The 25,907-nt window shown below is 69.2% G+C and carries 26 protein-coding genes; 14 read left to right on the top strand and 12 right to left on the bottom strand.

The window, feature by feature from the left end; genetic code table 11:
* Positions 1-37 precede the first annotated feature (37 nt).
* Both DL991_RS03435 and DL991_RS03440 read right to left on the bottom strand, forming a co-directional pair.
* Positions 38-2,302 carry a M4 family metallopeptidase gene (locus DL991_RS03435; RefSeq protein ID WP_125780849.1) on the bottom strand — a complete coding sequence of 755 codons (2,265 nt, stop codon included), beginning with the start codon at positions 2,300-2,302 and terminating at the stop codon, positions 38-40.
* A 278-nt stretch (positions 2,303-2,580) separates the two neighbouring features.
* The gene (locus DL991_RS03440) at positions 2,581-3,894 is read right to left on the bottom strand and encodes a tetratricopeptide repeat protein (protein WP_125780851.1); all 1,314 of its coding nucleotides are present in this window, start codon (positions 3,892-3,894) and stop codon (positions 2,581-2,583) included.
* Between the two features lie 183 nt (positions 3,895-4,077).
* Here DL991_RS03440 and DL991_RS03445 point away from each other — a divergent pair, with 183 nt between their 5' ends.
* The 3 genes from DL991_RS03445 (at position 4,078) to DL991_RS03455 (ending at position 7,416) form a co-directional block, all read left to right on the top strand.
* Positions 4,078-5,940, top strand: coding sequence for a glycoside hydrolase family 9 protein (locus DL991_RS03445; RefSeq protein WP_125780853.1), 1,863 nt, complete (start codon positions 4,078-4,080; stop codon positions 5,938-5,940).
* Between the two features lie 112 nt (positions 5,941-6,052).
* Positions 6,053-6,838 carry a TIGR00730 family Rossman fold protein gene (locus DL991_RS03450; protein WP_125780855.1) on the top strand — a complete coding sequence of 262 codons (786 nt, stop codon included), beginning with the start codon at positions 6,053-6,055 and terminating at the stop codon, positions 6,836-6,838.
* The gene (locus DL991_RS03455) at positions 6,838-7,416 is read left to right on the top strand and encodes a TIGR00730 family Rossman fold protein (RefSeq protein ID WP_125781174.1); all 579 of its coding nucleotides are present in this window, start codon (positions 6,838-6,840) and stop codon (positions 7,414-7,416) included. The genes DL991_RS03450 and DL991_RS03455 overlap by 1 nt, the downstream gene beginning before the upstream one ends.
* Before the next feature lie 515 nt (positions 7,417-7,931).
* On the opposite strand, the gene DL991_RS03460 is transcribed toward DL991_RS03455, so the two are convergent.
* A complete protein-coding gene (locus tag DL991_RS03460; RefSeq protein WP_125781176.1) occupies positions 7,932-8,606 on the bottom strand; it encodes a 1-acyl-sn-glycerol-3-phosphate acyltransferase in 675 nt (224 codons plus the stop codon).
* A gap of 52 nt (positions 8,607-8,658) precedes the next feature.
* Here DL991_RS03460 and DL991_RS03465 point away from each other — a divergent pair, with 52 nt between their 5' ends.
* Complete coding sequence (locus DL991_RS03465; RefSeq protein ID WP_125780857.1) at positions 8,659-9,558, top strand: glucosyl-3-phosphoglycerate synthase; 900 nt, start codon at positions 8,659-8,661, stop codon at positions 9,556-9,558.
* A gap of 120 nt (positions 9,559-9,678) precedes the next feature.
* Here DL991_RS03465 and cydC read toward each other — a convergent pair whose 3' ends face one another.
* The 4 genes from cydC to DL991_RS03485 are packed head-to-tail and all read right to left on the bottom strand — an operon-like array spanning position 9,679 to position 15,008.
* Positions 9,679-11,235: a thiol reductant ABC exporter subunit CydC gene (cydC, locus tag DL991_RS03470; RefSeq protein ID WP_125780859.1), complete on the bottom strand. Its 1,557-nt coding sequence runs from the start codon at positions 11,233-11,235 to the stop codon at positions 9,679-9,681.
* Entirely contained in the window at positions 11,232-12,824 is a 1,593-nt protein-coding gene (gene cydD, locus DL991_RS03475) for a thiol reductant ABC exporter subunit CydD (protein WP_125780861.1), read from the bottom strand. The genes cydC and cydD overlap by 4 nt, the downstream gene beginning before the upstream one ends.
* Before the next feature lie 9 nt (positions 12,825-12,833).
* On the bottom strand, positions 12,834-13,826 hold the full coding sequence (locus tag DL991_RS03480) for a cytochrome d ubiquinol oxidase subunit II (RefSeq protein WP_125780863.1): 993 nt from the start codon (positions 13,824-13,826) through the stop codon (positions 12,834-12,836).
* Positions 13,827-13,829: 3 nt separating this feature from the next.
* The gene (locus tag DL991_RS03485; protein ID WP_125780865.1) at positions 13,830-15,008 is read right to left on the bottom strand and encodes a cytochrome ubiquinol oxidase subunit I; all 1,179 of its coding nucleotides are present in this window, start codon (positions 15,006-15,008) and stop codon (positions 13,830-13,832) included.
* A 140-nt stretch (positions 15,009-15,148) separates the two neighbouring features.
* Between DL991_RS03485 and DL991_RS03490 the strand changes: the two genes are divergently transcribed.
* The 7 genes from DL991_RS03490 to DL991_RS03520 are packed head-to-tail and all read left to right on the top strand — an operon-like array spanning position 15,149 to position 18,762.
* Entirely contained in the window at positions 15,149-15,475 is a 327-nt protein-coding gene (locus tag DL991_RS03490) for a helix-turn-helix transcriptional regulator (RefSeq protein ID WP_016331437.1), read from the top strand.
* On the top strand, positions 15,472-16,137 hold the full coding sequence (locus DL991_RS03495; RefSeq protein WP_125780867.1) for a permease prefix domain 1-containing protein: 666 nt from the start codon (positions 15,472-15,474) through the stop codon (positions 16,135-16,137). The genes DL991_RS03490 and DL991_RS03495 overlap by 4 nt, the downstream gene beginning before the upstream one ends.
* Positions 16,134-16,787: a permease prefix domain 1-containing protein gene (locus tag DL991_RS03500; protein WP_125780869.1), complete on the top strand. Its 654-nt coding sequence runs from the start codon at positions 16,134-16,136 to the stop codon at positions 16,785-16,787. The genes DL991_RS03495 and DL991_RS03500 overlap by 4 nt, the downstream gene beginning before the upstream one ends.
* Entirely contained in the window at positions 16,784-17,455 is a 672-nt protein-coding gene (locus DL991_RS03505) for a permease prefix domain 1-containing protein (RefSeq protein ID WP_125780871.1), read from the top strand. Before DL991_RS03500 ends, DL991_RS03505 begins: the two co-directional genes overlap by 4 nt.
* Entirely contained in the window at positions 17,452-17,754 is a 303-nt protein-coding gene (locus DL991_RS03510; RefSeq protein WP_125780873.1) for a DivIVA domain-containing protein, read from the top strand. The genes DL991_RS03505 and DL991_RS03510 overlap by 4 nt, the downstream gene beginning before the upstream one ends.
* Positions 17,751-18,200 (top strand): SRPBCC family protein, encoded by a 450-nt coding sequence (locus DL991_RS03515; RefSeq protein ID WP_125780875.1) that lies wholly within the window; start codon positions 17,751-17,753, stop codon positions 18,198-18,200. Before DL991_RS03510 ends, DL991_RS03515 begins: the two co-directional genes overlap by 4 nt.
* Positions 18,193-18,762, top strand: coding sequence for a DNA-3-methyladenine glycosylase I (locus DL991_RS03520; RefSeq protein ID WP_125780877.1), 570 nt, complete (start codon positions 18,193-18,195; stop codon positions 18,760-18,762). The genes DL991_RS03515 and DL991_RS03520 overlap by 8 nt, the downstream gene beginning before the upstream one ends.
* A 107-nt stretch (positions 18,763-18,869) precedes the next feature.
* On the opposite strand, the gene DL991_RS03525 is transcribed toward DL991_RS03520, so the two are convergent.
* Both DL991_RS03525 and DL991_RS03530 read right to left on the bottom strand, forming a co-directional pair.
* Positions 18,870-19,358, bottom strand: coding sequence for a hypothetical protein (locus DL991_RS03525; protein ID WP_125780879.1), 489 nt, complete (start codon positions 19,356-19,358; stop codon positions 18,870-18,872).
* Between the two features lie 109 nt (positions 19,359-19,467).
* The gene (locus tag DL991_RS03530) at positions 19,468-20,262 is read right to left on the bottom strand and encodes an enoyl-CoA hydratase-related protein (RefSeq protein ID WP_125780881.1); all 795 of its coding nucleotides are present in this window, start codon (positions 20,260-20,262) and stop codon (positions 19,468-19,470) included.
* A gap of 195 nt (positions 20,263-20,457) precedes the next feature.
* Between DL991_RS03530 and DL991_RS03535 the strand changes: the two genes are divergently transcribed.
* Positions 20,458-20,625, top strand: coding sequence for a DUF3117 domain-containing protein (locus tag DL991_RS03535; protein ID WP_005155393.1), 168 nt, complete (start codon positions 20,458-20,460; stop codon positions 20,623-20,625).
* A 90-nt stretch (positions 20,626-20,715) separates the two neighbouring features.
* Positions 20,716-22,179: a M17 family metallopeptidase gene (locus DL991_RS03540; protein ID WP_125780883.1), complete on the top strand. Its 1,464-nt coding sequence runs from the start codon at positions 20,716-20,718 to the stop codon at positions 22,177-22,179.
* A gap of 7 nt (positions 22,180-22,186) precedes the next feature.
* On the opposite strand, the gene DL991_RS03545 is transcribed toward DL991_RS03540, so the two are convergent.
* Both DL991_RS03545 and DL991_RS03550 read right to left on the bottom strand, forming a co-directional pair.
* A complete protein-coding gene (locus tag DL991_RS03545) occupies positions 22,187-22,798 on the bottom strand; it encodes a phosphatase PAP2 family protein (protein ID WP_125780885.1) in 612 nt (203 codons plus the stop codon).
* A gap of 69 nt (positions 22,799-22,867) precedes the next feature.
* Positions 22,868-23,752 carry a LysR family transcriptional regulator gene (locus tag DL991_RS03550; protein ID WP_199746291.1) on the bottom strand — a complete coding sequence of 295 codons (885 nt, stop codon included), beginning with the start codon at positions 23,750-23,752 and terminating at the stop codon, positions 22,868-22,870.
* Between the two features lie 105 nt (positions 23,753-23,857).
* Here DL991_RS03550 and DL991_RS03555 point away from each other — a divergent pair, with 105 nt between their 5' ends.
* Positions 23,858-25,102, top strand: a complete 1,245-nt coding sequence (locus DL991_RS03555; protein ID WP_125781178.1) for an MFS transporter — start codon at positions 23,858-23,860, stop codon at positions 25,100-25,102.
* Between the two features lie 13 nt (positions 25,103-25,115).
* Here DL991_RS03555 and DL991_RS03560 read toward each other — a convergent pair whose 3' ends face one another.
* Entirely contained in the window at positions 25,116-25,766 is a 651-nt protein-coding gene (locus DL991_RS03560; protein ID WP_125780889.1) for an O-methyltransferase, read from the bottom strand.
* Between the last annotated feature and the right edge of the window lie 141 nt (positions 25,767-25,907).

The raw sequence follows: 25,907 nt of genomic DNA on the forward strand, positions 1-25,907 counted from the left end.
CGAGCCGAGGGAAGGAGTCCTTCACGCGCGGGAGGCGCTAGACGGTGATCGACCAGCTGGAAAGCGTGCCGGTGTCCTGCGCGTAGGCGTCGTAGACCACGAGGGTCCAGGTGCCTGCCGCGACTTCGTTGGTCACGTTGACCGAGTAGTTCCGGGTGCCCAGATCGGTGCAGGGCAGGGAACCGGTGGCCTTGACCGAATACGTGCTGCCGTCGGGGGCCTTCAGGCTGATGCGAAGGTCCTCGGAGCAGGTGTGCGTCCCGGTGACCGTCACCTTCACCGGCGACACCGCGTTGCCGGTCGCGGTCGAGGTGATCGGGCTGTTCACCGTGCCGTAGTCGTTCAGCGCGTAGTCGGTGTCGTTGGTGTAGGTGCGCACGTCACCGCCGGTGCCGACGGTCAGCTTGTACTGCGCGGTGCGCGCGCCGCTGGCCCCGGTACCGGTCACCGTGATGGTGCTGGTGCCGTCAGGGGTGCTCGCCGACGTCGCGATGGTGAGTGTCGAGGAGGTGCCGGACTGCACCGAAGCCGGGTTGAACGTCGCGGTCGCCCCGGCGGGAAGACCGCTGGCGCTCAGCGAAACCGACTGGGCCGCACCGTTGGTGGTCGCGGTGTTCACCGTGACCGTGGCCGACTCGCCAGGCTTGACGGAACCCGCCGCCGGGGTGACGCCGACCGAGAAGTCGTCGCCCTGCGGGGTGCACGAGGCGGGCTCGCCGGTCGCCGCGGTGACGCTGATCGCGTTCCACGCCGCCTTGGTGGTGTTGAACTCGGTGCAGGAACCCGGGTACAGCGCGAGCGCCGCTTCCAGGGTGGCCTTGCGGGCCGCCTTGTGGTTCCAGCTGGAGGTCTTCTTCAGCAGGCCGTTGTAGAAGATCTTGCCTGCCTTCTGGATGCCGATCCCGGTGATCGAGGTGTTGTTGCAGGTCGGGCTGGCGGGCTTGCCCACCGGCGCGGTGCCCTCGGCGAGCAGGTAGAACCAGTGGTTCTGCGGGCCGGCGGCGGCGTGCACCTCGGTGTTCGGGATGGACGACGAGTAGCAGTCGGGGTTGCCGGAGATCCTGCTCGGCTGGTTCATGTAGCGGATCGGCCCGCGGCCGACCAGGTTCACGCCCTCGCCGACGTCGTAGTCCGGGACGTCCTTGGCGTTGTTGGCGTAGTGCTCGGTGATGGCACCGAAGATGTCACCGGTGGACTCGTTGAGACCGCCGTTCTCGTTGCCGCTACCCGCGCCGCCCGGCGTGGTCTGGAAGATGGCGTGGCCGTACTCGTGCGCGACGACGTCCATCGGGGTGGCCTGGCGCTGGCTGTCCGACGAGCGGCCGTAGGTGGTCGAGGAACCGTTCCAGTAGGCGTTGGCCTGGTTGAGGCCGACGTAGGCGGGGAAGCCGCCGCCGTTGCCGTTGATGCCGTTGCGGCCGAGCCATTCGCCCAGCATCTTCCACTCGGTCTGGACGCCGAAGAGCGCGTCGACACAGGCGGTTTCCAGGTCGGTGCCGGAGCCGTTGCCCCAGTTGTCGTCCGGTCCGCTGTAGGGCGAGCCGTTCTGGCGGGCGCAGCTGATGTTGGTGCGCTGCGGGTCGCGCATCGTGTACGTGCCGCCGGAGTTCGTCGTGTCGATGGTGACGTTGCCGACGTAGTAGCTGTTCCCGGCGCCCAGCGTGCCGACCTCGTTCGACGTGGTCTTCGCCGCGGCCGGGAAGTTGGACATCTTGACGTCGTCACGGGTTTCGAGAACCGCGCCGGTGGCACCGTCCACGAACACGTGCAGGTTGCTCGGGGTCGTCGCCTTGGTCCCGGCGACGACGACCTCGTAGGCGAGCTTGGGCGAGTTCCCCGCCAGCACGACGAGCTTCGGCGCGATGACACTGTCTACTTTGGACAGCTGGCCGCGGGCGACCTCGGTCGCCTTCGCCGCGGTGATCTTGGCCTTGGTGTCGACCGAGATCGCCGCCGTCTCGGCGGCGCTGGTGCCGCGGACGCGTCCGGCGCCGTCGGCGACCACCACCGCGTCCCCGCCGACCACCGGCAGGCCACGGTAGGTTCGTTCGTAAGCGGCGTAGAAGAGTCCGCCGCCACCCGGGGTCAGCCCGACGCGACGGAAGCCTTCCTGTGCCCCCTTCCGCAAGTGGTCCACACCGGCCGCGGCGGCCTGGTCGGCCGCGCTCGCGGCCACGGCGTCGGGGCTCGCGGGTTGAATGGTGGCGGTGGTCGCGTTCGCCGGGGTCACCGGGAACGTCATGCTCAGGGCAAGGCCGGCGACAGCCGCCAACCCTGTTCTGAGCCCTCGCTGAACGGTCATGGGAAACCTTCCATGGGCAGGACCGTGTACCCGTCAGGCCCTTGGCGCGGCGGGGAATGGGACCGGAGCGGGTGCACGGCGGGGGACGGGGAGCGTGCCCATTCGGATAACTGGAGTTATCCCGATGGACACGTCCGAGTAAAGGAGGCCGGTCACGAAGGCGTCAATGGGCCGGATGGCCTAGCGGAGCGGGTGAAGATCGACATGCAGGGAATGAAATGCCTGTGTAGTAAGAGTTTTCCCGCCATATGCGATATATGGCGACTTTCGTATGGTTTTCATCCGGTGGGCCCGGAATCGGACATAGCGGCCGCGCGCACACCGCGTCGATACGCCTCCGCAGCCTCTTCGATTAATCCGCGAGCGCGCAATGTGTCGCCCAAATGCAGCGAGGTGGCGACGAGCGCGCCACGCAGTTCCGACTTTTCCTGTGCGGTGGCGGCTTCTTCGAGCAACGCGGTCGCCTCCGGCAGATCACCGCGGGCGCGCGCGATGAGTCCCAGTAGCCGGAGAACCTCCGCCCTGGCTTCGATGTCGGGGGATCGATCCAGAAGCGGCCGGATTCCCTCGGCGAGTTCGGTGGCCTCGTCGAGTTCCCCTTGGCGGCGGCGGACGTCGGCGAGTTCGATGGTCGCGCCGAGTACGCCTTCCCGTGAACCCGCCTTGGCCAAGAGGTCGCGTGCAAGTTGCAATTCGGCTTGTGCCTCGTCGAGTTTGCCCAGCCGTCGCCACAGGAAGCCGCGTGCCCATCGGCTCCGGGCGGCGTCACGGTCGTAGCCGAGGGAGGTGAACAGCCGCAGTGCCCGTGAAAGATCCTTTTCCGCGCGGTCGACCAGGCCGATCTCCTGCCACAGTTGCGCCGCCTGCCGGTGGTACCGGGCGGCGATGTCCTTGCGCCGGGCGGAAGGGAGCGCGCGATGCCCTTCTTCGGCGGCCCGCCGGGCGCGGCGGAGCGCGCCCATTTCGATGAGCGGGTGGATCAGCGCGGTCACCAGCGCCAGTTCGGCGTCGGGATCGACGGGTTCCTCGGCACGGAGTGCGGCGAGCGCGGTTTCGACGAGTGCGACCGACGCACCAAGGTCGCCCGACAGTGCGCGGCAGGCGGCGACACGGTTGACGATCATCGCGCGCAGCCGGGGCGACGCGGTGCCGGCGAGTTCCATGGCGTGGGCGAAACCCTTGTCCGCCAACGGAATGTCGTAGCGCTGCCACTGCACTTCGCCGAGATAGAACCGCGCATGGCACTGAACGTCCGGCAGCCGGTACTCCGCCGCTCGCCGTTCCACGCGGGTGAATTCGCGTTCGGCGGCTTCGAGTCCGCCTTTCTGCAACTCTCGATATGCGGTTTCGAGCGCGTCGGTGAGTTCCTCGGCGGCGCCCGGCGGCCTGCCGAAGCGGAGTTCGTCCGCGGTGAGGCCGAGCCGTCGCGCGAGATGGGTCAGTACGTCGTCCGAAGGCAGGCGCCCGCCCGACTCGACCTTGGCGAGGAAGCCGCGGTCGTAGCGGGGTTCGGCGAGCTCACGCTGAGTCAGCCCGCGTGCCCGGCGCAACCGCCGGATCCGCGCGCCGAGTGGTTCTGCCCTGGACGGCATCGATCCACGGTAGACGATTTCCCGGCGGAGATCCGGCTGAGCTGGACGGATACCCGCCAACAGTGTCCGGATCCGGTGAGTTCCTCTCGGCGAAACGGACATATTGACTGGTGGTGTTCCGGACGCTAGCGTCCTGCGTCATAAAAAGGAAAGTTTCTTAACTAATTCTGGAACGGGGCGCCGATGATGGTGAGTTCCTGGTCCCGGGCGGTGGCCGCGGTTTCGGCACTGGTCCTCGGGGGTTTGACGGTTCCGGCGGTTTCGGCCGCGGCGGCGGTACAAGGCGAGGTCCGGGTCGACCAGGTCGGCTACGGCATCACCGAGACCAAGCACGCTTATCTCCTGTCCAGCGCGCCGGGTTCGTTCTCGGTGATCGACGAACGCGGCCGGACCGTCCATCGTGGACGGACCGGTGCCTCTCTCGGCGCGTGGAACGCGAAGTATCCGGCGGTGTACCAGCTCGACCTGTCGAGGGTCTGGCTGCCGGGCAAGTACCGGATCGAGGTCAGCGGCGAGACCAAGGCGACCTCGCCGACGTTCCGGGTGGACACCAAGAACCGGCTCTTCACCCCACTGGTCAGCGCCACCAACGAGTTCTTCCAGGCGCAGCGCGACGGCGACGACATCATCCCCGGCAGGCTCGACCGCAAACCCTCGCACCTGGCCGACAAGCAGGCCACGGTCTACGAATGGCCCGCGTTCGGCGGTGAATTCGGTGACGAGATCACCGAACCGCTGAAGCCGGCAGGCGGGCCGGTCGACGTCGAGGGCGGCTGGGTCGACGCGGGCGACTTCGTCAAGTTCACCTCGAACACGGCGTACTCGCTGGCGGAGCTGGGTTACGTGCTCCGTGAGGGCCACGACCCGGCGCTGGCCAAGGAGGTCAAGCTCGGCCTCGACTGGCTCGACAAGATGTGGGACGAGAAGAGCAAGACGCTCTACGCCCAGGTCGGAATCGGGACGGGAAGCGACAAGTTCGGCTTCCTCGGCGACCACGACGTCTGGCGGAACCCGCACGACGACGATCCGCTCGACGTGAAACCCGGTGACCCCAAGTACTTCGTCAAGCACCGGCCGGTCTTCCCGGCGAACCCCGGTGGTTCGGCGCTGAGCCCGAACCTCGCCGGCCGTGTCGCCGCCGCCTTCGCGCTCGGCGCCCAGGTCGAGGCGAAGCGGAACCCCGCGCTGGCAAGGGAATACCTCGCCGAGGCCTCGTCGGTCTTCGCGCAGGCCAAGACCGAGAACGTCGGCGAACTGGTCACCGCGTTCCCGCACGCGTACTACCCGGAGTCGTCCTGGCGGGACGACATGGAACTCGGCGCGACGCAGCTGGCCCTGGCGGCCAAGGCCCTGCGTGACCCGCGGTCGGCCGACTGGACGCGGCAGGCGGCGCACTGGGCGAAGGCCTACATCGACCTCGAAGAGAAGAGCACGCTCAACCTGTACGACACCAGCGCGCTGGCGCACGCCGAACTGGCGAAGCTCCTGCGGCACGGCGTCCCGGGTGCCGTGCTCGGCCCGAAGGAACTGATCGGCGACCTCCGCCGTCAGCTCGACGAAGGTGTCGCGAGCGCGGCGCAGAGTCCTTTCCGGACCGCCGTGTCGGTGAAGGAATTCGACGCGGCCAGCAAGAGCTTCGGGTTCGCCGCGACCGAGCGGCTGTATGCGGACCTGACCGGTGACCGCCGGTACGCGGCGTTCGGTTCGCAGCAGCGGAACTTCACCCTCGGCGCGAACGCGTGGGGCATCTCGCTGGTCGTCGGCGTCGGCACCACGTACCCGCGGTGCCCGCACCACCAGGCGGCGAACCTCGCCGGCGAGGAGAAACTGCTCTACGGCGCTGTCGTGAACGGCCCCAACGGAGCGGAGAACTTCGAGCACATGGAGCTCCCGCCCGGTTCGAAGGACTGCAGGAAGCCCTTCGATACCTTCGACACCCCCGAGGCCCGCTACGCCGATGACCTCGCGTCGTGGCCGAGCAACGAGCCCGCCATCGACTTCACCTCGACGGCCATGCTCGCGTTCGCGCTGACCGGACGTTCCTGAGGCGTGATCGCGGGGCCCGCTTTCCGGCGGGCCCCGCGTTCGCGTAGCCGACAACTCCTGTTCGCGGCGATGCCGCCGCTCCGGACGGTGACGACGTCGTAGGCTTGGCGGGGTGAGTGAGACAAGCGAGTTCCCCGACGGCCAGTACCCGGAACGTCCGATCGAGCGCCACAAGGGCCCGGTCGTGCTGCGGCGGGATCGCCGTGACCAGGGCAGTACCACCGACCAGCGCCTGCTGGACTCACGGGGGCCGAGCGACTGGGTGCACACCGACCCGTGGCGCGTGCTGCGGATCCAGGCGGAGTTCGTCGAAGGCTTCGGTGCGCTGGCCGAGGTGCCGCGCGCGGTGACGGTGTTCGGTTCGGCGCGGACCAAACGGGACAACCCGGAATACGAACTCGGCCGCAAGATCGGCGGCGCGCTCGCGAACGCGGGCTTCGCGGTGATGACCGGCGGCGGCCCCGGCACGATGGAAGCGGTGAACCGCGGCGCCAACGAGGCGGGTGGGTTCTCCGTCGGCCTCGGCATCGAGCTGCCGTTCGAGCAGGGCCTGAACCCATGGGTCGACCTCGGCGTCAACTTCCGGTACTTCTTCGCCCGCAAGACCATGTTCATCAAGTACTCGCAGGCGTTCATCTGCCTCCCCGGGGGCTTCGGCACGCTCGACGAGCTGTTCGAGGCGCTCACGCTGGTGCAGACGAAGAAGGTCACGAAGTTCCCGGTCGTGCTGTTCGGCAGCGACTACTGGGGCGGCCTGTACGACTGGATCGCCAAGACGCTGGTCGCCGAGGGCAAAATCGGTGAGAAGGACCTCGACCTGCTGCACGTCACCGACGACATCGACGACGCCGTGCGCGTCGTCCAGGAGTCGTACCAGGCATGGGAGGACACCCACTGATGGCGGCGCCGCGCCGGGTCTGCGTCTTCTGCGGCTCTTCGATGGGCTTCGACCCGCGGTATGCCGAGGAGGCTCGTGCCCTGGGCACGTTGCTGGCGTCGCGGGGGATCGGGCTGGTCTACGGCGGTGCGTCGGTCGGGACCATGGGCGTCGTCGCGGACGCGGCACTGGCCGCGGGCGGCGAGGTGATCGGCGTGATCCCGGAGGCGCTGGGCAGCGTCGAAATCGCGCACGCCGGCCTGACCGAACTGCACGTCGTCGCCGACATGCACCAGCGGAAGGCGAAGATGGCCGCGCTGTCGGACGGCTTCCTCGCGCTGCCCGGCGGGGCCGGGACACTGGAGGAGCTGTTCGAGGTGTGGACATGGGCGCAACTAGGGCTGCACGAGAAGCCGATCGGGCTGGTCGACGTCGGCGGGTACTACGCGCCGCTGCTGAAGTTCGCCGACCACATGGTGTCGGAGGGCTTCCTGTCGGCGGGGTACCGGGACATGCTCTCGATCGACTCGGACGCTTCCGTGCTTCTGGACGCCTTCGCGGACTACGTGCCTCCTCCGCGGCCCAAGTGGGCTAAGTAGGGGCTTGAGTGTTGGGTCTTGGGTCTGGCGGGTCGTGAGTGGCGTTTCGGGTTCTAAGCCGAATCTCCACTCACGACCACCGCGACCGACGCTTTCTGGCGCTGCTTCGGTACATGAAGGCCCCCTTCATTGCGCCTAGCGTTGTGAAGGGGGCCTTCATGTACTTGGGCTGGCGCGAAGGGCGCCTTCACGCGTGCTGCTTGTGACGTGTGGGTTCACTGGTGCAGCTGGGGTTCGTGAGGTGACCGGCCAAGTCCGTGAAGGACCTCTTGAGGGACCCAGAGTCCGTGAAGGAGGCCTTCACGGCACGTCACCCAGACCAGTCGTGCCCGAAACGCTCCTTTAGTCCCTGAAGTCCCACTCGCGCGTGCAATGAAAGGCTCCTTCCTTGCCAATTTTGCAAGGAAGGAGCCTTTCATTGCAGCGGCGAGGCAGCGGCGCGCAAGCGGCGATGCAGGGAGCCCGAACAGCGGGGAAGCAAGGGACCTTTGCTATCGCCCCACCCCGGCCGACCGTCAGGCAGCGCTCTGATCAGGCCGTTTGTGGTACGAGTCGACGTACTCCTGCCCCGACAGCTCCAGGATCGTGTACATGATCTCGTCGGTCACCGAGCGCCGGATCGCCGGCGACGAGTCCTGCCCCTCGTAGCGCGAGAAGTCCAGGGGCGCGCCGTAGGTGACGGTGATCTTCGCCCGCCGCGGGATGCGCTTTCCGGCGGGTTGCAGGTCTTCGGTGCCGGAAAGGGCGACGGGCACGACCTTCGCGCCGGTCGCCAGCGCCAGTGCGGCGACGCCGGTGTGGCCGCGGTGCAGCCGTCCGTCCAGGGAGCGGGTGCCCTCGGGGTAGATCGCGAAAGCGCCGCCCGCGTCGAGCACCTTCCGCGCCGCTTCCAGCGCGGCGAGACCGGCCTGCGCGTTGCCGCGTTCGACCGGGACGTAGCCGAGGCCGCCCAGGAAACCGGCCATCAGTTTGCCCCTGAGCCCGCGGCCGGTGAAGTACTCCGCCTTGCCGAGGAACTTGACCTGCCGCATCGCCGTGAAAGTGATCACGCCGGTGTCCAGGGCCGCGCGGTGGTTGGGTGCCAGCAGCACCGGCCCGGTGGCGGGAATGTTCTCCACGCCGCGGATCTCGGGGCGGTACAGCGCCCTGACCAGCGGGCCCAGCACGAATCGGACGAGTAGCGGTAGCAAGGGTTCCTCCATCGACAGGGTGTCGGACTCCAGCATGGCACGATCACTACTCATGAGTTGGTTCGAGCGGCGCACCTGGCAGAACCCCGATTGGACACTCGACGACATCGTCGCTGCGAAGGGTGACCGGACGGTTTCGGTCGTGCTACCGGCGCTCGACGAAGAGGACACCGTCGCCGAGGTCGTCGGCACGGTCCGGCCCATGCTGGGCACTATCGTCGACGAGCTGGTGGTGATGGACTCCGGGTCCACCGACGCCACCGCCGAGCTCGCCGCACGCGCAGGCGCGCGGGTGGTGCACCGCGAGGACGTGCTCCCCGACCTGCCGCCGGTGCCGGGCAAGGGCGAGGTGCTGTGGCGGTCGCTGGCCGCGACGACCGGTGACGTCGTCGTGTTCCTCGACTCCGACCTCGTCGACCCGGATCCGGCGTTCGTGCCCACGCTGCTCGGACCGCTGCTCTGCGAGGACGGCGTCCACCTGGTCAAGGGGTTCTACCGGCGGCCGCTGCGGCTGGAGAGCAGCGGCGGCGGCCGGGTCACCGAACTGCTGGCGCGACCGGTCCTTTCGGCGCTGCGCCCGTCGCTCTCGGGACTCATCCAGCCCTTGGGTGGCGAGTACGCCGCGACGCGGGAGTTCCTCGAGTCAGTGCCCTTCGCGGCCGGGTACGGCGTCGAGATCGGGCTCATTCTCGACGCCGAAGCGCGCTACGGCCTTGAAGGGCTCGCGCAGGTCAACCTCGGCGTACGCAAGCATCGCAACCGTTCGCTGCTTCAGCTGGGTGTGATGGCACGCCAGATCCTCGGGACGGCGCTCGCGCGCTGCGGCATCAAGTCCGACGACCCGGCCCAGCTCACCCAGTTCGCGCAACTAGGTGACGAATGGCTGCCGGAGGTGGCCGAGGTGTCGGTGAGTGACCGGCCGCCGATGCGGGACGTGCGCCGCCTCTCGTGAGTGTTTCGGGTCGTTAGAACGAACCACCTGCGCGTGGCGTGCGGCTTTGCTCGCGCCGCCGTTTGTGGCTGGTGATGCTGCTGGTACCTAAACACCCTTGGCCACAACGACCCAAAACACTCACGAGCCCAGCCGCACGACTTCGTCGAACCCGGCCACCTGCGACTCACGATGCGTCACCAGGACGACAGTGCCGCGTGCGGCCGCGAGCACGTCCGCCAGGACGGCGTCGCCGTGCTCCGGGTCCAGCCCTTCGACGGGCTCGTCCAGCACGAGCACCGGCGGCGCGGCCAGCACCGCCCGCGCGAGCACGAGCCGCTGACGCTGTCCACCTGACAGCGTGTCGCCGTCGAAGCCGACTTCGCGGTCCAGCGGCAGATCGAAACCAGCCGTCGCGCATGCGGAGAGCAGCTCTGAATCAGCAGCGCCGGGCTTCGCGAGCAGCAGGTTCTCCCGGACCGTCGTGTGGAAGACGTGCGCGTCCGCGAGCGCGCCGGAGACCACCGTGGACAGCAGTGCCGGGTCGTACTCGTCGAGCGCCCTTCCGTTCAGAACGGCACGTCCGGACGTCGGCGCCACGGAACCCAGCAGCACGTTCAGCAACGTCGTCTTCCCCGCCCCGCTCGGCCCGACGATGCCGACCCGTTTGCCCGGCGGCAGGTCGAGGTCGACGCCGTCCAGCGCGGGGGCCCTGCCCTCGAAACGAACGCCGACCCCTTCGAGCCGCAGGTGCCCCGGTTCCGGCACCGCGCTCCCGCGCGCGGGCGGCGGTTCGGTCAGCAGTGCGCGCACCCGCCCGGCCGACGCGCGGACCTCGACCCAGCGCTGGGCGGCCGCGGTCAACGGGAGGACCAGCTCGAACACGGCAAGTGCGCCCAAGGCCAAGGCAGCCGTCTGCGGCCGGGAAACCCCGGCGGTCAGCGCGATCGTGACGCAGGTCAGCAGCTGGACGAGGATCCCGGCCGCGGTCAGCAAGCTCGTGCGGTTGGCAGTCGCCCGGTCCCTCGAAGCGAGGGAGTCGACAGCGGTGTGCGCGGCGTCCACAGTGGACTCATGCACACCGTAGGCGATCAGCTCACGTCGCCCGGTGATCAGCTCGACCGATCGTTCGGCGAGGTCGGCGCGCGCCGGGGCGCTCTTCTCCGCGGCCGCGCGGGTGATCCGCACGCACAGCCACGGCAACCCGATCCCCGCCACCGCGAGCCCGAGCGCCAGGACGAGCCCGGCCGCCGGGCTGACGATCAGCGCGATCGCGGTCGACACCGAGCCCACGAACGCGGCGACCCCGGCGGGTAGCAGGCACCGCAGGATGGCGTCCTGCACGGCGTCCACATCGGACACGAGCCGCGTGACGAGATCACCACCGGAATGCCGGGAGACCCGGTGCGGCAGTAACGACGTGTACACGCGGGTCCGCAGGGCGCCGAGATAACGCAGGACGACCTCGTGTCCGGCGAGCCGTTCCGCGTACCGCAATCCGCCACGCGCCAGGGCCAGCGTCCGGACGGCCACGATCGCGACCGTGAGCGACGCCAGCGGCGGTTGTTCGGCCGCCTTCAGCAGCAACCACGCGGCGGTCGCCATCAACGCCAGCCCGGCCAGTTCGGCTCCGGCGCCGATCAGCCCGGCACGGACCAGCCGCACGGCGTCCCTTGTGGACACACCCCAGACGTTCACACCAGTTCCCGTTCTCTCAGTGTTCGATCTTCAGCTCCGCCTACTGCTCTTACGGCGCCATCGCGGACTTCGAGGACGCGGGTGGCCAGCGCGGCCATCGCGGGCCGGTGGGCCACGAGCACCGCGGTCCGGCCGGTGAGCAGTTCGCGGGTCGCGCCGAGCACGGCCGCCTCGGTTTCCGCGTCGAGCCTGGCGGTCGGTTCGTCGAGCAGCGCGAGCCCGGCCTCCGTGCGGGCCAGCGCCCTGGCGAGGCCGAGCCGTTGCCGCTGCCCGGCCGAAAGCGGCGCGCCGAGCTCGCCGATCCGCGTCCGGTAGCCGTCGGGCAGGCCACGAACGACCTCGTCGAACGCCGCCGCACGAGCCGCGGCCTGGACGTCCGGCACCTGGCCCATGGCGATGTTCTCCTCGACGGTCCCGGTGAACAACGTCGGCCGCTGCGGCACCCACGCCGTCCCGGTCCGCCACCGCGCCGGATCCAGTTCGCGCAGGTCGACGCCGTCGACGAGGACCCTGCCGGAGGTCGGCGTGACGAAACCCAGCAAGACCGCCAGCAGCGTGCTCTTCCCGGAACCACTGGGCCCGACGAGCGCGACGTGCTCACCCGGCTCGATCGTCATGTCCACTTCGGACAGTACGGTCTCGTCGCCGTACGCGACGCTCACTTTCTCCAGCATGATCCGCGGCGCACCGCGGCCCGCCACCCGCGAACCACCGGTGACGTCCTCCGTGCGGACGGCCAGCGCCTCCCGCAGCGTGGCGAGCCCTTCCGCGCTGGCGTGGAACTTCGCCCCGGCCGCCCGCAGCGGCAGGTAGGCCTCCGGGGCGAGCAGCAGCACCAGCACCGCGGTGTGCACGACCATGCCGCCTTCCAGCAGCCGGAAACCGATCGGCACCGCGACCAGCGCCACCGAAAGCGTCGCCACCAGTTCCAGTACCAGCGCGGACAGGAAGGCGACGCGCAGCGTGCGCATCGTCGCGTCCGTATGCGCGTCCGCCATCGCCCGCACCGTCTTCGCCTGCGCCTCGGCGCGGCCGAACACCTTGAGCGTGCCGAGCCCGCGCACGACGTCGAGGAAATGCCCGCCCAGCTTGGAAAGCAGCGACCACTGCTTGGCGGTCTTCGCCTTCGTGTGCTGTCCGACCAAGATCGCGAACACCGGGATCAGCGGAAGCGTCGCGAGGATGATCAGCGCCGACGAAAGGTCCGCGGCGAACAGCCGGACGAGCACCGCGACCGGCACGATCGCCGACAGCACCACCGTCGGCAGATAGCCGGTCAGGTAGGCGTCGCCCGCGTCGATTCCCTTGGTCACCAGTGTCGCGACCTCGCCGGGGTTCTCCGCCTCCGCGCCGAGAAGCCGTTTGCGCAGCCCGGCCTTGACCGTCGCCGCGAACCGGCCGCCGAAGGAGCCCATTACGCCCGCGAGCAGCGCCCGTACCGCGATGGCGGCCACGAGCGTCCAGGTCACACCGCCGCCGGTGAGCAGCGTCGCGAGGCCGTCCGCCTGGACGAGGATCGCCGCGGCGGTCAGCGTTCCGAGGACGGCCAGTACGCCGAAATGGCGTCGCAATCCGGGAAGGGGAGGCATCTGGGGCTCCTAGAAGTGCAGCAGCGAACGCTGGTCGACGCGGTCGTCGTTCCGGCGCCAGGTCACCCATTGCACGGCGGCGATCGCCAGCAGCGCGGGCGGCAGAACGACGGTGAGCAGGCCGAGTATCTCGGTGCTGCTGGCCGCTTCCGTGAGGCTCAGCGAGAACCCGCCGTCCACAGAGGACACCAGTGCCTCCGGCAGGCGCGCCGTGCCGACGGCCAGCACCGGCGACGCGGACAGGGTCATCGTGGCGATCAGCGCTGTCTTGTGCCGCCCCGCGCGCAAAGCCGCGTACGCGACGCCCAAGGCTCCGAAGGCCAGCACGATCGCGGGTAGCACGGTCCACGACGCGGCGGTCTCGAAGGCACCCCAGGCGACCGCCACGACCAGGAACGCGAGCGCCGGCGCGAGCAGCGCCTTGGCGATCCGGTTCGCGCGGGCGGTGAACTCCGCGGGTGCCCGCACGGCGAGGAAAGCCGCCCCCTGCAAGGCGAACAGCGCGACGAACCCCGCACCCCAGAGCAGCGCGTACGGGCTGAACACCGCGAGGACGCCGCCGGTCGGTTTCCCGGCCGCGTCGAGCGGGAGCCCGAGGACGAGGTTGCCGAGGAACACGCCCCACGACACCGCCGTCACCCACGCGCCGACGGTGATCGCCAGCGTCCAGGCGCCGCGGCCCGCGTCCGGCCGCCTGCTGCGCAACTGTACCGCCGCGGTGAACGTGACCAGCCCGAGCAGCAGGGTGACGACCGGGAGATACGCCCCGGCGAACACTTTTCCTTCCAGATGCGGGAAAGCGCCGAACAGGACGCCGACCGCGGCCACCAGCCAGACCTCGTTGGCCAGGAAGAACGGGCCGAAGGCGCCGAGCACGCGCCGTCGCCCGGCCTCGTCACGGCCGATCCTGCCGAGCAACATCCCGACGCCGTAGTCGTAGCCTGCCAGCGCGAAGTAGCCCGCGGTCAGGAAACCGAGCACACACCACCAGAGGATCACCATCGGTCAGACTCCGCTCAGGACGGGAAGTTCGGCGCGAGGCGTGGCTGCCTCTTCGACGGGGTCCGGGCCGCGTTTCGCGACCCGCGACATCAGCACCCAGTCGGCGATCGCCAGCACCAGGAACAACAGCGTGAAAGCGATGAAGGAGAACAGGATCTGGCCCGCCGGGATCGACGCGACGGCGTCGGCGGTGGTCAGCTGCCCGCGGATCAGCCACGGCTGACGGCCGATCTCCCGCACCAGCCAGCCGAGGATCGCCGCGACGAACGGCAGCGGGATGGCCAGCACCATCACGTACAGCAGCGGCCGCACCTTGGTGATCCAGTTCCGGAACAGCAGCAGCGTGCCGAGGATCGACGCCAGGAAGGCGATGAACCCGATCTGGATCATGAACCCCAGCGAGACGCCGACGAGGGGATCCGCCCCTTCCAGCTTGCCGGGGTGGTACTCCCCGAGCGGGCCGAACTGGGCGAAGCCGAAGCCGATCACCAGCGTGCTGCCGATGAGCGAGGTGAGCACGCCGATCCGCATCGAGCGCCGGAAGAACTCGATCTCCGTGGTGCGCTTGATGAAGTGGTACGCGCAGACGCCGACCACGAAGAAGCCGCCGGTCATCAGCGCCGCGCTCAGCACGTGCGGCAGCGAGGACACGAGTGCGGGGTTGGTGAACAGCGCGCCGAAGTCGTCGAGTTTCAGCACGCCGTTCTCGGCGTGCGTGCCGACCGGGTTCTGCAGGAACGAGTTGGCCACCATGATGAACAGCGCCGAGGCGTACGCGGTCAGCGTGACCAGCCAGATCAGCGTCAGGTGGACCCATTTGTTCAGCCGCCCCCAGCCGAAGATCCACAGCCCGAGGAAGGTCGATTCGGCGAAGAACGCCACCAGCGTCTCGATGGCCAGTGGTGCGCCGAAGACGTCGCCCGCGACCGCGGACAGGCCGGTCCAGGTGAGTCCGAACTGGAATTCCATCACGATTCCGGTGACGATTCCCAGTGCGTAATTGATCACGTAAAGCTTGCCCCAGAAGCGAGTCATCCGCGTGAGTTCCGGCTTGCCGCCGAACGCGGAGCGTGTCTGCATCACCGCGACGAGTGTCACGAGCCCCAGTGTGAGCAGCACGAACAGGAAGTGGAACGAGGTCGTCGTCGCGAACTGGAGTCTCGCGATCGGGAGTGCGTCCATGGCGATGCACTGTATACGTAGGCTGGCTACATGTAGCCACTAAATCTATGAAATCGGGGTGATCTCGGGGACATTCCCTGAGGCCTGTCCGGGAAAGTCCCGGCTACCCTGGTATGCGGCGATGTGTAGACTGTCTATTTATGAAGGCCGACAGCCTGCGCGGGCACCTCGACGCGTTGCTCCTCGCCGTCCTCGACGGCCGGAAGCTGCACGGGTACGCCATCATCGAGGCGCTCCAGCTCCGCAGTGACGGCGCGCTCGACCTGCCGACGGGCACCGTCTACCCGGCGCTTCGCCGGTTGGAGCGCGCCGGATACCTCGCCAGCGAATGGGATGTCGTATCCGGCCGCAAACGTCGTACGTACAAGCTCACCCGCTCCGGGCAGAAGGCCTTGGCGGCGGAACGAGCGGAGTGGCAGGAGTTCACCACCGTGATCGGTGGTGTCCTCGGGGGGAGCACGGCATGAGCGCGATCGACGGCTACATCGGCGACCTGGACAGGCGGTTGCACGGGCCGGCGGGAGCGAAGACCGATCTGCTCACCGAGGCGAGGGACGGTCTGGTCGACGCGGCCGAGGCGTATCGCGAAGGCGGTGTCGACGAGGCGGAAGCGGAACGCCGTGCCGTCGCCGACTTCGGTCCGGCCGCCGTGATCGCCCGTGAGTACCAGGCCGAGCTGGCGTTGCGCGCCGACATCGGCACGTTGTGGAAGGTCATCGTCGGTGTGCCGCTGATCCAGGTGACCTGGGAGCTGGCGCGGATCTGGACCTATGGCGACTGGAGCCGCTCGGGGAAGCCGAATCCGGAGTGGTACACGGCCGTCATCGAAGTCTTCGGCGTCCTGGTCCTCGTTCCGGCCGTGATCGGAGCGGTTTCGCTTTTCGGGGCCCGGCGGCTGGGACGCAGGCTCGACAGCGTGAGCCTGGGGAAGGTGACGCGGTGGACGGTGGGTGCCGCGGCGAGCACGAACCTGCTGGCGCTGCTGCTGCTCACCGTGAGCACCACGGTCCTCGATCCGTCGCGGATGAACGTGAGCCTCGTGTGCAACATGGTGGCGCTCGGCTGGGTGGCCTTCAGTTTCTGGCTGCTCGCGCCCGCTTTCCGGACCCGGCAAGTGCTCGCCGCATGAACGCGATCGAGGCCTACATCGGCGATCTCGACGCCCGCCTGCGCGGGCCGTCGGCGGCGAAGGCCGACCTGCTCACCGAGGCGAGGGACGGTCTGGTCGACGCGGCCGACGCCTACCTCGCGGGTGGTGTCGACGAGGCGGAAGCCGAACGCCGTGCCGTCGCCGATTTCGGCCCGGCCGAGCTGATCGCGCGTGACTATCAAGCGGAACTGGGGCTGCGGCGCGACATCCGCGTGCTGTGGGAGCTGATCGCCGGTGTCCCGCTCCTGATCCTCGCCTGGGATCTGGCGCGGGCCTTCGCCGACTGGTCGCGGCTCGGTGCTTCGCCTTCCTGGTACCACCGTGCTATCGGTGTGGCCGACACACTGGCGGCGCTGTCCCCGGCCGTCGCGGTCGCCGGGCTGCTCGCGGCACGACTGCTCTCGCGGCGGACGGCCGGTCCGCCGGTCGCCCGCGCGGTTTCGTGGACGCTGGCCGCGGCCGTGGGGCTGAACCTCGTCGCGGTCGTGACGTACGGCGGAGCGACCGGACTTCTGGAGCCGGCCCGCATGCTCGTCAGCGTGCCGTGCGCGGTGCTGTCCGGAACCTGGATCCTGTTCAGCATGCGGCTCACGGTCGCCGCGAGGAACTTCGGGAGAACCACGGCATGACGGTGATCGAGGCCTACGTCGGTGAACTGCGTGCCCGGCTGGACGGTCCGGCGTCGGCGAAGCGGGATCTGCTGCGCGAGGCGCGGGACGGGCTCAACGACGCGGCGGACGCGTACCGCGACGGCGGCTGGAGCGAGCACGACGCGCAGCGGCGCGCCGTCGCCGACTTCGGCCCGGTGCACCTCATCGCCCGCGACTATCAGGCCGAACTGGGCATGCACAGCGGCACCCGCACCCTCTGGAAACTGATCCTCGGCGTGCCGCTGATGCAGCTCGCCTGGGAGTTCGCCCGCAAGTGGACCTTCGGCGAATGGTCGCAGCTCGCGCCGACGCCGGGTTGGTACAAGTACATCGCCCAATTCACCCACGGTTCGGTCTTCATCGTGCCGGTGCTGGGGGTGATCGCCCTCGTCTCCATGCGCTGGCTGTCCCGGCGGATGGACAGTGCCCGGCTGGTCAAGACCGCCGGCGTGCTGATCGGCGAGGCGGTCGGGCTGAACCTGCTTTCGGTGGGGCTGCTGGTGATCGCGACCGGCGTCATCGACGCGTCGAGGCTGTTCCTGTCCGTGCCGTGCGGGCTGCTGATGATCCTCTGGGTGGTGGTCAGCGTGCGACTCGCGTTGCTGGCGCGACGATCGTGGCGTTCGTGTGCCACGATCGTGGCGTGACGACCGCCCTGATCTATCTCGTAGTCATGCTGCTGGTGGCCGCCGTGGTGTTTCTGCTGGCCGCCGTGGTGTTCGGCCGGGGTGAGGAGCTGGCCCCGCTGCCGCCCGGCAGCTCGCCGACCAGGCTGCCCGCCGAGGACATCACCGCCGAGGACGTCCACGCCGTCCGCTACCAGATGGTGCTGCGCGGCTACAAGATGTCCGAAGTGGACTGGGTGATGCGACGGCTCGGCGTCGAGATCGAGGACCTGCGGGCCAAGGTGGCCGAACTGCAGGCCGAGCGCGAGGGTGCCAGGTGACGGATGTCGTCGTCTCCGTCGACGTCGCGGTACCGGCCGGGACGGCTTGGCTCGCGCTGACCGACTGGGAACGCCAGGGCGAATGGATGCTCGGCACCGAGGTCAAGGTCGTCGAGGGCAACGGGCGCAGTGTGGGTTCGAAGCTGTCGGCCTTCACCGGCGTCGCCGGCGTCGGGTTCACCGACACCATGGAGATCACCAGCTGGGAACCGCCGCTGCGCTGCGTCGTGCGGCATACCGGCAAGATCGTGCAGGGCACCGGGGTCTTCCAGGTGATCGAGAAGGGGCCGCATTCGTCGACGTTCGTCTGGGCGGAGCATCTGCGGCCGCCGTTCGGCGTCGTCGGACGGCTCGGCTGGCCGGTCGCGAAACCGGGTTTCGAACTGGGACTGCGGCTGTGCCTGCAGAAATTCGTGAAATACGCGGAGGGGTACCGGGTTGGCTGAGGCGGGTCTGCTGGGCGCGGACGGGATCAAGCGGTGTTCGTGGGGCAACTCGGCCCCGGACTACGTCGAGTACCACGACACCGAATGGGGTGTCCCGCTCCACGGCGACGAGGAACTGTACGAACGTCTGTGCCTGGAGTCGTTCCAGTCCGGGCTTTCGTGGATCACGATCCTGCGGAAACGGGAGTCGTTCCGGAAGGCGTTCAAGCGGTTCAAGCCGAAGAAGGTCGCGGCCTTCACCGACGACGACGTCGCTCGTCTCATGGAAGACGCGTCGATCGTGCGGAACCGGGCCAAGATCCTGGCGGCGATCAACAACGCACGGGCGATCTCGGAACTGGACGGTTCGCTGGACGACCTGCTGTGGTCGTTCGCGCCTTCCTCGCCTACCCGGCCGCGGCGGATGGCGGACGTCCCGGCGATCACCGACGAGTCGAAGGCGATGGCGAAGGAACTCAAGAAGCGCGGCTTCGTGTTCCTCGGGCCGACGACCTGTTACGCGCTGATGCAGGCGACGGGAATGGTCGACGACCACGTGAAGGACTGCTTCCGGGCCACTTAGCGAGAAGAAGGTCGAACGTGTCGTGTTCGTGGTGGCCCGGGTCGGTCGTGAGTGGCGTTTCGGGTTAGAACCCGAAACGCCACTCACGACCCCCGGCACCACACCCCTCAATGGATCGTGCGGGCGTGGAGGTCTTCGGCCAGTCTTTTCAGTTTGCGGTAGCTGCCGTTGAGCTCGATCCGGTGGCAATTCCGCAGTTCGATCACGCAGTTCGTGGTGGCCGCGACGGGAATCAGGCCAGCCCAGAGGGAACGGGTCTCGAACTCGACCGAGCGGACTTCGGGCCAGGTGATCGCGAACAGGACCTTGCGTCCGTGGACGTCGGCGAAACCGCCGTCGAAGACGTAAAGACCTCCGTCGAGGCGCCTCTGTGTGGAGATGCACCAACACAGGAAGAGCGGCGTCCACACGAACAGCACTACGGCCAGCGCGCCGGTCGTATCACCTTCGCGGATCCCGAGCGCGAGAGCGCCCGCTAGTGGCGCGAAGGCGAAGAAGGTCCCGATGGCGCCCGGCCTGCGGCGGTAGCGGCGGAGACAGTCACCGAGGTCGCGCTCGGCGGCTGTCGCCTTGAGGTGGGGCGGGGTCGGGATCACTCCCGGACGCTAGCCGCGGTGGTTCGGTACCGGTCCCGGGAGCGCTATGAAGGACGCTTTCATTGCAAAATTTGCTATGAAAGCGTCCTTCATTGCACGTCGCGAGGGGTTACTTGCCCTGGAAGTCCGGCTTGCGCTTGCCGACGAACGCCTCGACGGCCTCCGTGTGGTCGGCCGTCGCGCCGAGCGCGGTCTGGGCCTCGTCCTCCGCCGCCAGCGCGGTTTCGAGAGACGACTCCGCGGCGACGGACAGCACGTTCTTGATCTTCGCGTACGCGACCGTCGGACCGGCCGCGAGCTTCGCGGCGACCTTCTGCGCGCGGGCGGCCAGTTCCTCGTCCGGAACGACTTCGCCGACCAGCCCCAGCGTCAGCGCTTCGGCGGAGTCGACCGTACGCGCCAGCAGCATCAGCTCGGCCGCGCGGCCGAGGCCGATCAGCCGCTGCAGCGTCCACGACGCGCCCGAGTCCGGGCCGAGGCCGACGTTCGCGAACGCCATCAGGAAGTTCGCCGACGTCGCGGCGATCCGGAGGTCGCTCGCGTAGGCGAAGGCCGCACCCGCGCCGGCGGCGGGGCCGTTCACCGCGGCGATGACCGGCTTCGGCATCCCGACGATGGTCTTGACGATCGGGTTGTAGTGCTCCTTGACCGTGTGTAGCGGCGCCGGGTCACCCGCCTGCAGCAGCCCGACGTGCTCCTTCAGGTCCTGCCCGGCGCAGAACGCCTTGCCCGAACCGGTCAGCACGACCGCACGGACACTGTCGTCGGCCGCAGCCTCGGTCAGGCCCGCCAGCAGCAGTTCCTTGAGTTCGACGGTCAGCGAGTTGTACGCCTGCGGCCGGTTCAGCGTGAAGGTGCGCACGCCATCGGCGTCGGCGGTCAGCAGAACGTCGGATGTGGTCACGGGATCTCCTAGTCGGCGAAACTGCGGTCAGAGAAGAGTCTTTCAGCCTCGCGAGCCGCATACCAGCACCGATACGGCGGCAAAAGATCGGTCCGCGTTCGCGCCCGGCCGCTGATGAGGGACAATGGACAGTAGACCCGGCTGGCTTTGACGAGCGCGACCCGGGCGCGCCGGTTGAGACGGAGGGAGCACGCTATGGCGGCCATGAAGCCCCGGACCGGAGATGGTCCCCTCGAAGTGACTAAGGAGGGGCGGGGCCTCGTGATGCGCGTACCACTCGAAGGTGGTGGGCGCCTCGTCGTCGAACTCTCCGCGGAAGAAGCGAAGGATCTCGGCGCGGCCTTGCAGGAGGTCACCGGCTGAGCCGGACCGCACCAACGTTCAACCACCCGCACCCCGGTCTCCCCTCGGAGGCCGGGGTCGCGGTTCATCTGCGCCCGGAGGTCGCTCACTGTGCGTAACCCGCTACCCCCCGTTCCGGGGAAGCTGCTCGAACTCGAGGTCTCGGATGACCTACGGCGCGGTACGCCGCTGGCCACGTTGATCGCCGCCCCGTCCGAAGAGGACGGTGACGCCGGACTCGCGGAGATCGGCGGCGTGCGGCCGACCGGCAAGGCCGGTGACGTGCAGACCGTGCCGACCGGCGGCGTCCGCTGGCTGGCGGGCGTCGGAGACGGTGAGCCGAGGCAGTACCGCAAGGCCGGTGCCGCGCTGGTCCGCGTCGTCACGTCGGCGCTGGAGGACGACGTCAAGGCGGGGCAGAAGGCGTTCCGCGCCTTCGCCGTCGAACTGCCAGAGGACGCGGGCGCCGAGCACATCGAGGAGCTCGCGTTCGGGCTGCTGCTCGGTGGTTACCGGTTCACCGTGACGGCCGACGAGCCGAAGCCGAGCCTGCGGACCGTGCGCTTGATCACACGTCACGAGGGCGCCGCCGGCGCGTTGGAGCGGATAAGCGAACTCGCCGCGGCCGCCGCGTTCGCGCGCGACCTGGCGAACACGCCCTCGAACGTCAAGACCCCCGCCTGGCTCGCCGACACGGCCGTCCGGGCCGCGGGCGGCATCCCGAACCTGACCGTGACGGCCAGGGACGAGAAGTGGCTGGCGGAGCAGGGCTTCGGCGGCGTCCTCGCCGTCGGCGGCGGCTCGGCCGCGCCGCCGCGGCTGATCGAGCTGGAGTACCGGCCGCGCGGGGCGACGACGCATCTGCTGCTGGTCGGCAAGGGCATCACCTTCGACACCGGCGGCCTTTCGATCAAACCGGCCGACGGCATGCACCTCATGCGCACCGACATGGCCGGCGGAGCGGCGATCATCGCCGCGGTCCGAGCGATCGCCGCGCTGCGCCTGCCGGTCAAGGTGACCGGGCTGGTGCCCGCCGCCGAAAACCACGTTTCCGGTTCGTCGTACCGCCCCGGCGACATCGTCCGGCACTACGGCGGCAAGACGACCGAGGTGGGCAACACCGACGCCGAGGGCCGCATGGTCCTGGCCGACGCGCTCGTCTACGGCATCAAGAAGCACAAACCGGACGCGGTGATCGACGCGGCGACGCTGACCGGCGCCATGAAGGTCTCGCTCGGCGTCCGCACCGGAGGCGTCTTCGCCACCGAGGACGTGCTCGCGGAGCGGGTCACGAAGGCGGGCGAGCGAGTCGGCGAGGCGTGGTGGCGGATGCCGCTGCTGGAAGACCTCGCCGAGTCCGTGCAGGGTTCGCTCGGTGACGTCCGGCAGGCGCCCGGCGGTCCCGGCGGCATCGTCGCGGCGTTGTTCCTGCGGGAGTTCGTCGGCGACGTGCCGTGGGCGCATCTCGACATCGCCGGACCCGCGCGGGCCGACAAGACCTACGCCGACGTCGTCCCGGGAGCCACCGGTTTCGCGGCGCGGACGCTGGTCGAACTGGTCGCGTCCTACGCCTGACCTGCGGTTACCTGCGGGGCGGTAGCAAGGGACCTTTGCTATCGCCTCGCGGGCGCACCCTGGGCATGGGCTGCGTCGGCGCGTCTCCGGCGTGCGCGGTGAGACGGCGGGCGATCCTGGTCGCCGGGCCTTTCAGATACCGGAACACGAGCCACGCCGTCACAGAGCCGAGGACGAGTCCGGCGAGCACGTCGTGCGGGTAATGCGCGCCGACGAAGACCCGTGAGAAGCCCATCAGCAGAGCACCCGGGAGCACCCACGGCACGAGCCGTCGCCAGGCCAGTGCCAGCCCGACGGCGGCCGCTGCGGCAATCGTGGAGTGGTTGCTCGGGAAGGACCAGTCGCCGGTCGGCGGGCATTCGACGAGTGTGACGAGGCCCCGGCAGGGCCGGTCCTCCTGGATCACGCTCTTGATCCCTTCGCTGATCAGGTACGCGACCGCGGTCCCGGCGGGCGGCAGCAACGCCACGGCCAGCCGGACGGGCGAGGTGCGGGCCCGCCACAACATCCAGGCGAAGAGCGCTGCGAAGGCGAGCAATCCTGCTTCGGTGAACAGGATTCCTGCCGCCTGGAGCCAGCTCGGGCTCGCGCCCGCCAACTCCACGATGTCGTCGTACATTCACCCGAAGTTAGCGAAAATGCTTCCCTGCCGGGATGGACGAACGGCAATGACCGACCCTGACGATCGTCACCGATGCTGCGCGCGGACCCGCTCACGGAACCGCAGCACGGCGGGCGGCAGCACCACGTCGCGACGCCAAGCCAGCCCGATGGTCCGCCCGACCGGCGGCACCAGCGGGACTTCCGCGACGCCCGCCGGGCTGCCGGGTTCGAACCGGGGGAGCAGCGCGACGCCTAGCCCGGCCGCGACCAGGCCGCGGACGGTGTCGGACTCCTGTCCCTCGAAAGCGATCTTCGGCGCGAAGCCGGCCGCGGCGCACAGGTCGTCGGTGATGGTGCGGAGGCCGTAGCCGGTTTCGAGGAGGACGAATTCCTCGTCCTTGAGGTCTTCGATGGCGGCGTTGGGCCGGTCGGCGAGGCGGTGCGATGTCGGAACGGAGAGGAAGATCTCCTGTTCGGCGAGCACGGCGGTGTCGAGCAACGGGTCGTCGACAGGGGCGGGCGCGAGCAGCGCGAGGTCGAGTTCGCCGCTGGTCAGCCTGTCGACCATGTCCTGACGTGAGCCCTGGACCAGCGTGAACCGGACTTCCGGATGGTCCGCGCGGTAGCCGCGGAGCAACGTGGGGACCAGCGACCTGCCGAGCAGGTGCAGGAAGCCGAGGACGACGTGCCCTGATTCGGGGTCGACCTCTTCGCGGGCTTGACGGACTCCGGCGTCGACAGCGGCGAGTGCGCGTTCGGCGGCGTCGGCCAGCAACTCGGCGGCACGGGTGAGCCGGATACCTCGGCCGTCGGGGACCGTCAGTGGCGCGCCGAGGGCCTCGCCGAGCGCCGAGATCCGGCGGCTTACCGTGGGCTGCGGGACACCGAGCAGTTCGGCCGCGCGTGTGACGTTCGTCGTGCGGCGCAGTGCGGTGAGCAACGCGAGCTGGGGGGCTAGCTGGGCGGTCATCCTTTCATTCAGCACAGTATCGATTGTGGCAGATGACCGTATTAGACGTATCGTTTAGCCAGGCTTAGCTTCGGGATCGTGCCTGCCACCGGAACCACCCGCCGCGTGACGATCGCCGTCGCCGCGGCCGGGATCTCGTCGTTCGCGCTGCTCTACGCGCCACAGCCGGTGCTGCCGCAGCTCGCCGAGCAGTACCACCTCGATCCCGGTGGTGCCTCGCTCGCGGTGAGTGTCGCGACCGGCGCGCTCGCCATCGCCGTACTGCCGATCGCGGCGCTCTCCGAGGTCGTGGGACGGCGTCCGGTGATCATCGCTTCGGTGGTCGCGTCGGTGGTGTTCGGCTTCCTGCTGCCGCTGGCACCCAGCTACCCGGCGCTGCTCGTGCTGCGGGCGTTGCAAGGGGTCGCCATCGCGGGGTTCCCCGGAGTGGCCGCCGCCTATCTCGCGGAACGGCTCGGGAAGGCCGGGCTCGCGGCCGCGGTGGGCGCGATGATCGCCGGGAACACCGTCGGCGGCATGATCGGCAGACTCGCGGCCGGGTTCACCGCCGGGCCGTTCGGCTATCACGGCGCGCTGCTCGTCGTCGCGGGCATCGGCCTGGTCTGCACGGTGGTCACGGTGCTGGCGCTGCCGCCGGGGGAGCAAGGGACCTTTGCTCTCACTTCGCCGGATCGGCGCAGGTCAGAGCGGCTGCGCGAGCAGGGACGGGCGGTGCTGGCCGGGCTCGGCGCCGCGGTCCGGAAGCCGGTCCTGCTGGTCCAGTACGCGGTCGCGCTGCTGGCGATGGGCTCGTTCGTCGCGCTGTACAACGCCGCCGGATTCCGCCTGACCGGCGAGCCGTTGAACCTCTCTCCCGCGATCGCGTCGCTCGTCTTCCTCGCCTACGCGATGGGCTCGGTCTCGTCGGCGACCGCGGGCAAACTCGTCGGCCGGTTCGGCCGTCGCGGGGCGCTCGCCGGCGCCCTGCTGCTCACGATCGCGGGCGCCACGCTGACGCTGTCCGACTCGCTGCCGATGGTCGTCGCCGGTTTCGTGGTGCTGACCGGCGCGTTCTTCGCCGCGCACGCCGTCGCCAACGGCTGGGCCGCGGCGGAGGCGCCCGAGAACGCCCGGGGCCAGGTCGGCGGGCTCTACACGCTTTCGTATTACCTGGGCAGCAGCATCGGCGGCGCCGTCGGCGCGACCGTCTACGGCCATGCGGGGTGGACCTGGCTGATCGTGCTCACCGCCGCCTGGCTGGCCATCGCCGCGGTGGCCGTGGTCGCGGTGGTCCCCAAGTCCGTGAAGGCCTCCTTGAGGGACCCAGAGTCTCTCAAGGAGGCCTTCACGGAACAGGCGCTGAGGCGATAGCAAAGGTCCCTTGCTACGCGATCGCGGCGACCAGCAGCCCGCCGCCCACCGGCAGCAGCGCCGGAACCAGCCGCTCGTCCTCCCGGAAGGCCCGCGCGACCTCGCGCAGCGCCAGGGTGTCCGGATCGCGTCGTGAGGGATCGGTCACCCTCGTCCCCGAGACGTTGTGGAACGCCAGTATCCCGCCGGGCCGGAGCAACGCGACGGCCTGCTCGTAGCAACTCGGGTACTCGATCGGCGCCGAATCGACGAACACCAGGTCGTAGCCGCCGGGGGTGAGCCGGGGGAGGACCTCGAGCGCGCGCCCCAGGATCAGCCGGGTCCGCCCCGGCGGGTAACCGGCCTCGCGGAACGCCGCCCTCGCCGCCCGGTGGTACTCGGGCTCGATGTCGATCGAGGTGAGGATCCCGTCGTCGACCATGCCGCGGAGCAGGCACAACCCGCTCACCCCGGCCCCGGTCCCGACCTCCACCACGGCCTTCGCCCGCAGCGTCGTGGCGAGAAAACGCAGAGTCGCACCCGCGCCCGCACTCAGCGGACCGCACCCCAGATCGGCCGACCGCGCCCGCGCGGTGGCCAGAACCTCGTCGTCGGGGGCGTACCCGTCGACGAGGTCGGCGTCGGCGGCCTCGGCAGGCGAGCCCGCATGCGTCCCGGAATTCACACGCGGAGGTTAGCGCTGCCTATCGCCAAAAGAGCGAAGACTCCCTGGTACCGACTTCTCAGCCTCCTCTCAGTCCAGTCTCACTAGAAACATAAGCAGGCCGGACAGACTGGTCTTCGACAACGGGAACACCGTGCTCAT

The sequence above is a fragment of the Amycolatopsis sp. WAC 01375 genome (genome assembly GCF_003947325.1).
GTDB lineage: Bacteria > Actinomycetota > Actinomycetes > Mycobacteriales > Pseudonocardiaceae > Amycolatopsis.